Genomic DNA, 11,627 nt, shown 5'->3' on the forward strand with positions numbered 1-11,627 from the left:
GCGTGGGCGGGGTCGATTCACCGCCAGCCACGGCGGCAGGAGGTGCAGGCGGGGTCGGGCGGTCGTCGGCCGAGCGAGGGGCTGGCAGGGTGGAACAGGCGGCCAGTGCCAATGCGCACAGCAGCAGCGCCAGTCGTTGGAAAGCGGTCATCAAGGCGGGTCGATTCGGGTTGGGCGGCGGGGCGAGGGTGGGCGCGAGCGGTTGTGGTCAGCGAAAGCCGTCTTTCCAGCGGCGCAGCGCGGCGAAAACCTCCACGTCGCTGCGGGCTGTTGGGTCTTGTTGCTGGACCGCGCGCCGCACCGTCGGTTCCCGGCTGCGCAGAAAAGGGTTGATGCGGCGTTCGGTGGCAATGGTGCTGGGCAGGGTCGGTTCGCCCCCAGCGCGTCGGGCGTCGCAGGTACGGGTGTAGGCGGCCAAGTCCGGGTTGTCCGGCTCGACCGCCCGGGCAAAGCGCAGATTGGACAGCGTGTATTCGTGCGCGCAGCACACCTGAGTCTCGGCCGGCAGAGCCGCCAGAAGATCCAGCGAAGCCAGCATCTGCGCCGGCGTCCCTTCGAACAGGCGGCCGCACCCCCCAGACAACAGGGTGTCGCCACAAAACAGCCAACGGGGGCCCTCCGGGGGCGCGTCGTTGACATAGGCGATGTGCCCTGCCGTGTGGCCGGGTACCGCCAGCACGCGCCAGCGCTGCCCCAGTGCCTCGACGGTGTCGCCTTCGGCCACGGGCTCGACCGGTTCCGGCACGGGCTCGCCAGCGGGGCCGACGACCCGGCAGCCCGTCGCCGCGCGCAGGGCCGTGACGCCGCCGACGTGGTCGGCGTGGTGGTGGGTGAGCAAAATGCCCTGCAGGCGCAGACCCCGCCGTTGCAGTGCTTGCCGCACGGGGGCGTCGTCGCCAGGGTCGACCACCCAGGCATCGCCACCCCGATGCAGCAGCCAGATGTAGTTGTCGCTGAAAGCGGGCAACGGCTCGACGGTCGGCGCGGGCCCGTGCATGGTCGCGTCAGACGGTACCATCGTCATATGGCGATGATAGCCGGCGATGATGCCGTGGTCGACCGTTTCATCGATGCGCTGTGGCTGGAGGACGGGCTGGCGGCGCGCACCCTGGCCGCCTACCGCAGCGATTTGCAGGGTTTCCGTGGTTGGCTGGCGTCGATGGGCAAGGGGCTGCTGCAGGCGGGGGCGGCCGAGCTGCAGGCGTATATGGCGCAACGGCTGCCGGGCAGCCGGGTCAGCTCCAGCAACCGGCGGTTGGCGGTCTTTCGGCGCTTTTACCGCTGGGCGCTGCGCGAGGGCTTGCTGCAGGCCGACCCCACGCTCGCGCTGCTGTCCGCCAAGCGCTTGTTGCGCGTGCCCAAGACGCTGACCGAGGCCCAGGTCGAAGCCCTGCTGGCGGCCCCGGATACCGCCCAGCCGCTGGGCCTGCGCGACCGCGCGATGCTGGAGCTGATGTATGCCAGCGGGTTGCGCGTCAGCGAGCTGGTGGCGCTGCGGCTGTTCGAGGTGAGCTTGCCCGACCAAGTGGTGCGCGTCACGGGCAAGGGGGACAAGCAGCGGCTGGTGCCGTTTGGCGATGTGGCGGCGGACTGGCTGCGGCGCTACCTGACGCAGGGGCGCCCGGTGCTGATGGCAGGCCGCACGGGCGATGACGTGTTCGTCACCGAACGCCACGGCGAGGCCATGACCCGGGTCATGTTTTGGATGCTGGTCAAGCGCTATGCCCGCCAGGCGGGCATCGCCGCACCGCTGTCACCGCACACCCTGCGCCACGCTTTTGCCACCCACCTGCTCAACCACGGCGCCGATCTGCGCGCGGTGCAGTTGTTGCTGGGGCATGCGGACATCTCCACCACCACCATCTACACGTATGTGGCCCGCGAGCGGCTCAAGGCCCTGCATGCGCGGCACCATCCGCGCGGCGGAGGGTGAGCAGCGTCCTGGTATCTTTCAAAGCTCAGACAGCTTGCTCGAGAAAGGCCAACTCCTGGGCCGTAAAGCCCGCTCGTTGACGCGCCTCGGTGTTGTACGGCGGCTTGAGGCGCGGGGCGCGGTAACGGCGCGCCAATTGCCGGTAATGTTCCACCGGATCCAGTCCTGCCCGTTCGCACAGCCAGCGGTACCACCGGTTGCCGATGGCCACGTGGCCCACCTCGTCGCGCAGGATGATGTCGAGGATCGCGCACGCCTGCAAAGCCGTGGGCGTGCCGGCACGGCGTAGCTTGGCCTGAATGAGCGGGGTTGCGTCCAGCCCGCGGGCCTCCAGTGTGCGTGGTACGAGCGCCATGCGCGCGACGATGTCGTCCGCGGTCTTGTCGCACATGGTCCACAGGCCGTCGTGCGCGTCGAAGTCGCCGTAGTCCCAGCGGCGCCCGTCGGGGCCGTTCAGGCCGCGCAGGTGGTCGCGCAACAGGGTGAAGTGCCTCGCCTCTTCGGCGGCGACGCGCAACCAGTCGCGGTAAAACGCCTCGGGCATGCCGGGAAAGCGCCACACCGCGTCCAGTGCCAGGTTGATGGCGTTGAATTCGATGTGGCAGATGGCGTGGATCAGGGCGGCGTGCCCCTCCACGGTGAACGGTGAGCGTGGCGGCACCGCGCCGGGCTCGATCAACGGCGGGCGGGCCGGCCGACCCGGCAGGGGGCGGTCTGTGGGCGGGCTCCAGGTGGTGCCGGGATCGGCACACGGCCGGTTGGCCCCGGCATCGGCCTGGACGCGCTGCCAGAGGGCCCGCACGCCGCGGACTTTGGCGTCGGGGTCGGCTTCCGTCAGCCAGTACAGGGCTTGGGCACGGGCGTCCTCCACCGGTATCAGGGCAGCGGCGGTCACGGTGGACGTGGGGGGATGCATTCGTACAATTCTATAAATGAGCATCTACCAACTCGACGACATCGTCCCCGACGTGCACCCGTCGGTGTTCGTGGCCGACACGGCCCGCGTGATGGGCCGCGTTACCCTGGCGGAGGACGCCAGCGTCTGGTTCGGCGCGGTTCTGCGCGGCGACACCGATCCCATCACCGTTGGTCGCGGCAGCAACATCCAGGACGGCAGCGTGCTGCATGCGGACGTGGGTTATCCGCTGACCATCGGGGAGCACGTGACGGTGGGGCATCAGGTCATGCTGCATGGGTGCACCATCGGCGACGAGTCGCTCATTGGTATTGGCGCGGTGGTGCTCAATGGCGCGTGCATCGGGCGGCATTGTCTGGTCGGCGCCGGCGCGCTGGTGACCGAGGGTAAGGAATTTCCCGATGGATCGATGATCTTGGGCAGCCCAGCGAAGGTGGTGCGCCAGCTCACGCCGGAGCAGATCGAGGGGCTGCGCTGGAGTGCGCGCCACTACATCGAAAACGCGCGGCGCTTTCGGGTCGGCCTCAAGCGCATCGGCTGAGGGGCGCGTGTGTCCGAACTGCACAAATTTCTGTTCGACGGTGTGCCCGTGCGCGGGGCGTTGGTGCGCCTGACCGATGGCTGGCAGGAGCTGCTGCGCCGGCGCCAGAGTGCCGGCGGCTACTCCCCCGCCGTGACCGAACTGCTAGGCGAGATGACGGCCGCGGCGGTGCTGCTGCACAGCAACATCAAGTTCGCCGGGGCGCTGGTGTTACAGATCTTTGGCGATGGGCCGGTCAAGGTGGCCGTGTCCGAGGTGCAGCCTGACCTGTCGTTTCGCGCGACGGCCACGGTGCACGGGGACGTGGCGCCAGGGGTGCCGCTGTCGCACATGGTGAATGTGCTGGGGCAGGGGCGGTGCGCGATCACGCTGGATCCGCGCGAACGCCAGCCGGGACAGCAGCCCTATCAGGGCGTCGTGCCACTGAGCGACGCCGCCGGGCGCCCCCTGGAGCGCTTGAGCGACGTCATCGGCCACTACATGCAGCAGAGCGAGCAGTTGGACACCCGGCTGGTGCTGGCGGCGGACGCGTCGATCGCGGCGGGCTTGCTGATTCAGCGCATGCCGGCGATGGGGCGGGCCAACCTGTCCGGCACGGCGGCCGTCGCGCACGAATCCGACGCGCTCGGGGCGAACGAGGACTTTCACCGCATCGCGACGCTGGCCAGCAGCCTGACGCGCCAGGAGTTGCTGGGGTTGCATCCCGACGCCATCCTGCATCGCCTGTTCTGGCAGGAGAACTTGCTGCGTCTGGCACCGTCCTCGGCAGCCCAGGCGCATCCGCGCTTTGCCTGCACCTGCTCGCGCGAGCGGGTGGGCGCCATGTTGCGTGGACTGGGCGTGCAGGAGGTCGAAGCCATCCTCGCCGAGCGGGGGGAAGTCGATGTGGGGTGCGATTTTTGCGGGTTGCACTACCGCTTCGACCCCGTCGATGCCGCCCGCCTGTTCCTGACGCAGGACCAGCAGCCGCCAGGCTCCGACCGCATGCAGTGATGCCGGCGCTCAGGCGTCAGCGCAGCGCGGCGTTTACCGGGGCGTTCACCGCAGGGGGCGCCTAGCCACCCGTTGACCGGGCGCTCCCCGGTCCCTGGATATGCACGAAGATTTCGTTGGGTTTGAGCATGCCCAACTCCTGTCGGGCGATCTCCTCCACCGTCTCGACGCCCTCGTGCAGGTCCTGAACCTCGGCCGCCAGGCGTTCGTTGCGCAACCGGGCGGCTTCGTTGGCCTGTTCTTGCTCGGCCAGCTCGCGGCGCAGCGCGTCCACCTGCGCCACGCTGCCCCGGCCAAACCAGATTTGCACATGGATCACGGCCAGCAGCCCGAGCAACAAGGCCGTGACCCAGCGGGCATGCATGGTCGGGGGATCAGCGCAGGTTGTAGAACGCCTCGCGGCCCGGGTAGACCGCCACGTCGCCCAGATCCTCCTCGATGCGCAGCAGTTGGTTGTATTTGGCCATGCGGTCGCTGCGGCTCATCGAGCCGGTCTTGATCTGCCCGGCGTTCGTGCCGACCGCGATGTCGGCGATGGTGCTGTCCTCCGTCTCGCCGGAGCGGTGGCTGATGACGGCGGTGTAGCCCGCGCGCTTGGCCATCTCGATGGCGGCAAACGTCTCGGTCAGCGTGCCGATCTGGTTGATCTTGATGAGGATGGAGTTGGCGATGCCTTTGTCGATGCCTTCCTTCAAGATCTTGGTGTTGGTGACGAACAGGTCGTCGCCCACGAGCTGCACCCGCTTGCCCAGGCGCTGGGTGAGCTGTGCCCAGCCGGCCCAGTCGCCTTCACCCATGCCGTCCTCGATGCTGATGATCGGGTACTTGTCGCACCAGGTGGCCAGGATGTGGGTCCACTCGGCGGCATTGAGCACCAACCCTTCTCCCTCCAGATGGTAGACCTTGGAGCCATCCGGGCCGTCCTTGCAGAACTCGCTGGCCGCACAGTCCAGGCCCAGCGCGATCTGTTCGCCGGCGGTGTAGCCCGCCTTGTCAATGGCTTCCAGGATGAGCTGGATGGCTGCCTCATGGTTGGCCACGCTGGGCGCAAAACCCCCTTCGTCGCCGACGGCGGTGCTCATGCCGCGGTCGTGGATGATTTTCTTCAGCGCATGGAACACCTCGGCGCCCCAGCGAATCGCCTCGCGGAAGGAGGGGGCGCCCACCGGCAGGATCATGAACTCCTGCAAATCGAGGTTGTTGTTGGCGTGCGCGCCGCCGTTGATGACGTTCATCATCGGCACCGGCATTTGCACCGCCGAGCTGCCACCAAAGTAGCGGTACAGCGGCAGGCCCGCTTCTTCGGCTGCGGCGCGCGCTACGGCCATGCTGACCGCCAGCATCGCGTTGGCGCCCAGGCGGCTCTTGTTCTCGGTGCCGTCCAGATCGATCAGCGTCTTGTCCAGAAACGCCTGCTCGCTGGCGTCGAGTCCCAACACCGCCTCGCTGATCTCGGTGTTGATGTGCTCGACGGCCTTCAGCACCCCCTTGCCGAGGTAGCGCTTGGGGTCGCCGTCGCGCAGCTCGATGGCCTCGCGGCTGCCGGTGGAGGCGCCGGACGGCACGGCCGCACGGCCCATGACGCCCGACTCCAGCAGGACGTCGCACTCCACGGTGGGGTTGCCGCGGCTGTCCAGAATCTCGCGGCCTACGATATCGACGATGGCGCTCATGGCGTGGGTTCCTTCGTTGCTTGGGATGGTGGGAATCAGGTCAATCGGTGAGCCGGGTGACGGGCCGTCAGGCCGCGCCCTCGACGGCGATCATGCGCATGACGGCGGCGCGGGCGCGCGCTTCGCGCGCGCGGCGGTACTCGGGCGAGTCGTGGAACGCGCGCGCCGCTTCCACCGACGGGAAGCGCAGCACGACGATGCGGCTGGGCTGCCAGCTGCCCTCCAGAACCGTGACCGCGCCGCCGCGCACCAGCACCTCGGCGCCGTGCGCCTGGATGGCGGCGCTGGACCAGCGCTTGTATTCCTCGTATTGCTGCGGGTCGGTGACGTCGACGTCGGCGATGATGTAGGCGCTCATAGGGATTCGGTGAAGGTCCAGCCAGCGGCAGCCAGCACGCCGCCCAGCGCCGCGCGCAGCGCGTCGTCGAGCGGGTCGGGCTGCAGCGGCATCATGCGGCGGCAAACTCCGCTTCCAGCAGCGGCTGGCGCTTGACGACGGCGTCCAGCTCACGCAGCGATTCCAGCAACGCCCGCATGAACTTCAGCGGCACGGCGTTGGGCCCGTCCGACAGCGCCTGTGCCGGGTCGGGGTGCGTCTCCATGAACAGCCCGGCGATGCCCACCGCCACCGCGGCGCGCGCCAGCGGCGGCACGAATTCGCGCTGGCCGCCGGAGCTCGTGCCCTGGCCGCCGGGCAGTTGCACGCTGTGCGTGGCGTCGAACACCACCGGCGCGCCGCTGGCGCGCATGATGACCAGGCTTCTCATGTCGGACACCAGGTTGTGGTAGCCGAAGCTGAAGCCACGCTCGCAGGCCAGGAAGTTGTCCTCCGGCAGGCCCTTCTCGCGCGCGGCGGCGCGGGCCTTGTCGATGACATTCTTCATGTCGTGCGGCGCCAGGAACTGGCCCTTCTTGATGTTGACCGGTTTGCCGGACTGCGCCACGGCGCGGATGAAATCGGTCTGGCGGCACAGAAAGGCCGGCGTCTGCAGCACGTCCACCACCGCCGCCACCGTCGGCACCTCGGCCTCGGTGTGCACGTCGGTCAGCACCGGCACGCCGATCTCGCGCCGCACCTTGGCCAGGATGTCCAGCCCCCGTTCCATGCCGGGGCCGCGAAACGACGCGCCACTGGAGCGGTTGGCTTTGTCGTAGCTGCTCTTGAAGATGAATGGGATGCCGAGCTCAGAGGCGATGTCCCGCAGCTGGCCGGCCACGTCCATTTGCAGCTGCTCGCTTTCGACCACGCACGGGCCGGCGATCAGGAAAAACGGGCGGTCGAGTCCGACCTCGAAGCCGCACAGCTTCATGCTCGAGCCTCCTGCCGTTGGTGTTGCAGCGCCGCGGCGATGTAGGCGTTGAACAGCGGGTGGCCGTCCCACGGGGTGGATTTGAACTCCGGGTGGAACTGCACGCCCATGTACCAGGGGTGCACGTCCTGCGGCAGCTCGACGATTTCGGTGAGCTGCTCACGCTGCGTCAGCGCCGAGATGACCAGCCCGGCCTGGCGCAGCCGATCCAGGTACTGCGTGTTGGCTTCGTAGCGGTGGCGGTGGCGCTCGGTGACCACCGGACCGTAAATTTGGTACGCGAGCGTGCCCGGAAGCACGTCGGCGCTTTGCGCGCCCAACCGCATCGTGCCGCCGAGGTCGGTGCTGGCGTCGCGCTTCTGGACCGTGCCATCGGCGTCCAGCCATTCGTCGATCAGGGCGATGACCGGATGCGGCGTGTGCGGGTCGAATTCCGTCGAGTTGGCTCCATCCAGCCCCGCCGCGTGGCGCGCGAACTCGATCGTGGCCACCTGCATGCCCAGGCAGATGCCAAGGTAGGGCACCTTGTGCTCGCGCGCGAACTGGGCGGCGAGGATCTTGCCCTCGATGCCGCGCTTGCCAAAGCCCCCGGGCACCAGGATCGCGTCGAAGCCACCCAGGCGCTCGGCCACGTCGCCGCGTTCCAGCGTTTCGGAATCGATGTAGCTGATCGCCACCCGCACGTGGTTTTTCAGACCGGCGTGGCGCAACGCCTCGTTGAGCGACTTGTAGCTGTCGGACAGGTCGACGTACTTGCCGACCATGGCGATGCGTACCTCGCCCTGCGGGTGTTCAACCTCGTAGACCAAGTCGTCCCAGCGCTTGAGGTTGGCCGGTGGGGTGTGCAGACGCAGCTTGTCGCAAATCAGGCCGTCCAGCCCCTGCTCGTGCAGCACGCGCGGCACCTTGTAGATCGTGTCGACGTCGGGCATCGAGATCACGCCCCACAGCGGCACGTTGGTGAACAGGCTGATCTTCTCGCGCTCCTCGTCGGGGATGACGCGGTCGGCGCGGCACAGCAGCGCGTCGGCCTGGATGCCGATTTCGCGCAGCTTTTGCACCGTGTGCTGGGTCGGCTTGGTCTTGAGCTCGCCGGCGGCGGCGATCCACGGCACGTAGGTCAGGTGCACGAAGGCCGAGTTGTTGGGCCCCAGACGCAGGCTCATCTGTCGTGCCGCCTCCAGAAACGGCAGCGACTCGATGTCGCCGACCGTGCCGCCGATCTCGGCAATCGCCACGTCCACGCCCTCGGCCCCGCGCTGGATGAAGGTCTGGATCTCGTTGGTGACGTGGGGGATGACCTGCACCGTCTTGCCGAGGTAGTCGCCGCGGCGCTCCTTCTCCAGCACCGACTTGTAGATCTGCCCGGTGGTGAAATTGTTGGTGCGCTTCATCCGCGTGGTGATGAAGCGCTCGTAGTGGCCCAGGTCCAGGTCGGTCTCGGCGCCGTCGTCGGTGACGAACACCTCGCCGTGCTGAAACGGGCTCATCGTGCCCGGATCGACGTTGAGGTAGGGGTCGAGCTTGATCAGCGTGACCTTGAGGCCGCGCGACTCCAGCAGCGCGGCCAGCGACGCGGAGGCAATCCCCTTGCCCAGGGACGACACCACGCCGCCGGTGACGAACACATATTTGGTCATGTCAATGGGCGGGCCGCCACGGGCCCGTCTGTGGAAAGGCCGATTATAAAAGCCGGCCCCGTCCGGTGCGGGTGCCCGGCGGTATAGTGCGGTCGCATGAAAGAACTCGACGGCAAGCACATCGTCCTGGGGTTGTCAGGCGGCATCGCCTGCTACAAGTCGGCCGAGCTGTGCCGGTTGCTGGTGCAGGCCGGCGCCCAGGTGCGCGTGGTGATGACCGAGGCTGCGGCGCAATTCATCACGCCGGTGACGATGCAGGCGCTCAGCGGCCACCCGGTCGTCACCAGCCAGTGGGACGCGCGCGAGCCCAACGCGATGGCGCACATCAACCTCGGCCGCTGGGCCGACGCGATCGTGGTGGCGCCCACCAGCGCCGATTTCATCGCACAGCTGGCGCAGGGCCGCGCCGGCGAGCTGCTGGCGCTGCTGTGCCTGGCGCGGCCGGCCGAGCGCGTGCCGCTGCTGCTGGCCCCGGCGATGAACCGCGAGATGTGGGCGCATCCGGCCACGCGGCGCAACGTCGCGCAGGCGGCCGCCGACGGTGCGGTGGTGCTGGGCGTGGGGCAGGGCGAGCAGGCGTGTGGCGAGGTCGGCGACGGCCGCATGCTGGAGCCGCAGGAGATCGTCGAGGAGCTGATCGCCCACCTGCAGCCGAAGGTGCTGCGCGGTCAGCGCGTGCTGGTGACGGCGGGGCCGACATTCGAGCCGATCGACCCGGTGCGCGGCATCACCAACCACAGCAGCGGCAAAATGGGCTTTGCGGTGGCGCGCGCGGCGCGCGAGGCTGGCGCCGAGGTGACGCTGGTGGCCGGCCCGGTGCACCTGCGCACGCCGCGCGGCGTGCGCCGCGTGGACGTGCAGACCGCGCAGCAGATGCTGGAGGCGGTGCTGGCGGAAGTCGATGCCGCCAGCGTCTTCATCGCCGCCGCGGCCGTGGCCGACTGGCGCCCGGCGCAGGCGGCCGAGTACAAGCTGAAGAAGGACGGCGGCGGCGCGCCGCCGGCGCTGGCCTTCGTCGAGAACCCGGACATCCTGGCCACGGTGGCGGCGCTGCCGCGCGCGCGCCGCGGCGAGCTCTACTGCGTCGGCTTTGCCGCCGAGAGCCACGATCTGCTGGCGCACGCGCAGGCCAAGCGCGCGCGCAAGGGCGTGCCGCTGCTGGTCGGCAACATCGGCCCGGCCACCTTTGGTCGCGACGACAACGCCCTGCTGCTGGTGGACGAGCGCGAGGCGGTGGAGCTGCCGCCGGCGCCGAAGATCACGCTGGCGCGCCAGCTCGTCGGCGAGATCGCGCGCCGGCTTGGCCGTGTCTAGGTCCACAACCCCCCGGTTCTGGATCGGCGGACGGGGTAGTAATTACCGTTGATGATCTATCATAAAAAGATGAATGGCAAGGAGGTCATCAAGCGGCTGGAAGCTGCGGGCTGGCGTCTGGCGCGGGTGCAGGGCAGCCACCACATCCTCGCCAAGCCGGGCGCGCCGCGCAGCGTGCCGGTGCCGGTGCACGGCAGCCGCGACCTTTCATCCGGTCTCATCAAGGCCATCGAACGGCAAAGCGGAGTCAAGCTGACATGAACATTGCCTATCCCTACACCTTGGAACCGCAGCCCGAAGGCGGCTATCTCGTGCAGTTCGTCGATCTGGAGGAAGCCTTCACCGAAGGCGACACCGAAGAACAGGCCGCCTTCAACGCCGCCGAGGTGCTCACTGGCGTGCTGGCCGTGCGGCTCGAACAGGGCGAGGGCATCCCGCCACCATCGCCGGCCTTGGGTCGCCCGGTGGCCATTCCGGACGCGCCCGTGCAGGCCGCGCTCTTGATCCACTTTGCGCGGCAGGGGCACAGCCTTTCCGAACTCGCCCGCGCCATGGGCACCTCCTGGCCGGCGGCGCAGCGGCTGACGCGCCCCGGCAACCCAACCCTGAAGCAGTTGGAGCGTGCTGCCGCCGCACTGGGCAAGCGGCTGGTCCTCAGCCTGGAATGAGATGGGCGCTGAAAGATGTGCAACCAAAGGGTGATACGTGTCGGCTATCGATGATCTGATCGCGCAAATTCCGGACCAGCGCCTGCGCGAGCGCCTTGCTGCCGAATGGAGCAACGCCAAGAAAGAAAAGAAATTCGGTTTGGTGTTCGAAGACCACCTGCCCGAGTTGTTGCCGCTGCACGGTGCCAAGCCACGCAAGGGCGATCTGGTGTGTCGCCGTCAGGGTGCGCTGAAAGATGTGTGGCAAATCCAGTCCATCCACGCGGGCGTGGCCACCTGCGTCAAGCCCAGCAACGAGGTCCACCCTAGCGAACCGACCCGTGCAGCGGCAGAGCCGGTGCAGTTTCCGGTGGATGAACTGCTGGTGGTGCGGGAGTTTGGCGAGCCGATCTTCCCCGCCTTGGTGCCCGTGGATGCGGTGGCCAACGGCCCAGCCGATGCCCCCTGGCACACGCTGATCGAAGCCGACAACTACCATGCGCTGCAACTGCTGGATTACCTTTATGCCGGCAAGGTGGATTGCATCTACATCGATCCGCCCTACAACACCGGCGCGCGCGACTGGAAATACAACAACGACTACGTGGACGGCAACGATGGCTGGCGGCACAGCAAGTGGCTGGCCTTCATGGAAAAGCG

At 68.2% G+C, this 11,627-nt stretch carries 13 protein-coding genes and 1 pseudogene; 7 read left to right on the forward strand and 7 right to left on the reverse strand.

What is annotated here, in order from left to right:
• Nucleotides 1-208 precede the first annotated feature (208 nt).
• Nucleotides 209-997 (reverse strand): hydroxyacylglutathione hydrolase, encoded by a 789-nt coding sequence (gene gloB / locus V7026_RS09390; protein WP_334155122.1) that lies wholly within the window; start codon nucleotides 995-997, stop codon nucleotides 209-211.
• A gap of 33 nt (nucleotides 998-1,030) precedes the next feature.
• Between gloB and xerD the strand changes: the two genes are divergently transcribed.
• Complete coding sequence (gene xerD, locus V7026_RS09395; protein WP_334155134.1) at nucleotides 1,031-1,933, forward strand: site-specific tyrosine recombinase XerD; 903 nt, start codon at nucleotides 1,031-1,033, stop codon at nucleotides 1,931-1,933.
• Nucleotides 1,934-1,958: 25 nt separating this feature from the next.
• On the opposite strand, the gene V7026_RS09400 is transcribed toward xerD, so the two are convergent.
• The gene (locus tag V7026_RS09400; protein ID WP_334155123.1) at nucleotides 1,959-2,849 is read right to left on the reverse strand and encodes a ferritin-like domain-containing protein; all 891 of its coding nucleotides are present in this window, start codon (nucleotides 2,847-2,849) and stop codon (nucleotides 1,959-1,961) included.
• Between the two features lie 16 nt (nucleotides 2,850-2,865).
• Here V7026_RS09400 and V7026_RS09405 point away from each other — a divergent pair, with 16 nt between their 5' ends.
• Together V7026_RS09405 and hslO are read left to right on the forward strand one after the other, a co-directional pair.
• Nucleotides 2,866-3,390, forward strand: a complete 525-nt coding sequence (locus V7026_RS09405) for a gamma carbonic anhydrase family protein (RefSeq protein WP_334155124.1) — start codon at nucleotides 2,866-2,868, stop codon at nucleotides 3,388-3,390.
• Between the two features lie 9 nt (nucleotides 3,391-3,399).
• Nucleotides 3,400-4,383: an Hsp33 family molecular chaperone HslO gene (gene hslO / locus V7026_RS09410; protein ID WP_334155125.1), complete on the forward strand. Its 984-nt coding sequence runs from the start codon at nucleotides 3,400-3,402 to the stop codon at nucleotides 4,381-4,383.
• Nucleotides 4,384-4,444: 61 nt separating this feature from the next.
• Here hslO and ftsB read toward each other — a convergent pair whose 3' ends face one another.
• From ftsB to V7026_RS09435, 5 genes are all read right to left on the reverse strand, one after another.
• A complete protein-coding gene (gene ftsB / locus V7026_RS09415; RefSeq protein WP_334155126.1) occupies nucleotides 4,445-4,747 on the reverse strand; it encodes a cell division protein FtsB in 303 nt (100 codons plus the stop codon).
• A 10-nt stretch (nucleotides 4,748-4,757) separates the two neighbouring features.
• Nucleotides 4,758-6,056 carry a phosphopyruvate hydratase gene (eno, locus tag V7026_RS09420; RefSeq protein WP_334155127.1) on the reverse strand — a complete coding sequence of 433 codons (1,299 nt, stop codon included), beginning with the start codon at nucleotides 6,054-6,056 and terminating at the stop codon, nucleotides 4,758-4,760.
• 67 nt (nucleotides 6,057-6,123) lie between these two features.
• Nucleotides 6,124-6,414, reverse strand: a complete 291-nt coding sequence (locus V7026_RS09425) for a DUF1330 domain-containing protein (RefSeq protein WP_334155128.1) — start codon at nucleotides 6,412-6,414, stop codon at nucleotides 6,124-6,126.
• Between the two features lie 91 nt (nucleotides 6,415-6,505).
• Nucleotides 6,506-7,366, reverse strand: coding sequence for a 3-deoxy-8-phosphooctulonate synthase (kdsA, locus tag V7026_RS09430; protein WP_334155129.1), 861 nt, complete (start codon nucleotides 7,364-7,366; stop codon nucleotides 6,506-6,508).
• Nucleotides 7,363-9,006, reverse strand: coding sequence for a CTP synthase (locus tag V7026_RS09435; RefSeq protein ID WP_334155130.1), 1,644 nt, complete (start codon nucleotides 9,004-9,006; stop codon nucleotides 7,363-7,365). Before V7026_RS09435 ends, kdsA begins: the two co-directional genes overlap by 4 nt.
• Nucleotides 9,007-9,102: 96 nt before the next feature.
• On the opposite strand from V7026_RS09435, the gene coaBC reads away from it, so the two are divergent.
• From coaBC to V7026_RS09455, 4 genes and pseudogenes are all read left to right on the forward strand, one after another.
• On the forward strand, nucleotides 9,103-10,320 hold the full coding sequence (coaBC, locus tag V7026_RS09440; protein ID WP_334155131.1) for a bifunctional phosphopantothenoylcysteine decarboxylase/phosphopantothenate--cysteine ligase CoaBC: 1,218 nt from the start codon (nucleotides 9,103-9,105) through the stop codon (nucleotides 10,318-10,320).
• Nucleotides 10,321-10,371: 51 nt separating this feature from the next.
• On the forward strand, nucleotides 10,372-10,581 hold the full coding sequence (locus V7026_RS09445) for a type II toxin-antitoxin system HicA family toxin (protein WP_334155132.1): 210 nt from the start codon (nucleotides 10,372-10,374) through the stop codon (nucleotides 10,579-10,581).
• Nucleotides 10,578-10,988: a type II toxin-antitoxin system HicB family antitoxin gene (locus V7026_RS09450; RefSeq protein ID WP_334155133.1), complete on the forward strand. Its 411-nt coding sequence runs from the start codon at nucleotides 10,578-10,580 to the stop codon at nucleotides 10,986-10,988. The genes V7026_RS09445 and V7026_RS09450 overlap by 4 nt, the downstream gene beginning before the upstream one ends.
• 37 nt (nucleotides 10,989-11,025) lie before the next feature.
• Nucleotides 11,026-11,627: pseudogene (locus tag V7026_RS09455) on the forward strand (site-specific DNA-methyltransferase); the annotation flags it as partial.

Origin of the sequence: Tepidimonas sp. (assembly GCF_036825565.1) — a bacterium.
Lineage (GTDB): Bacteria > Pseudomonadota > Gammaproteobacteria > Burkholderiales > Burkholderiaceae_C > Tepidimonas.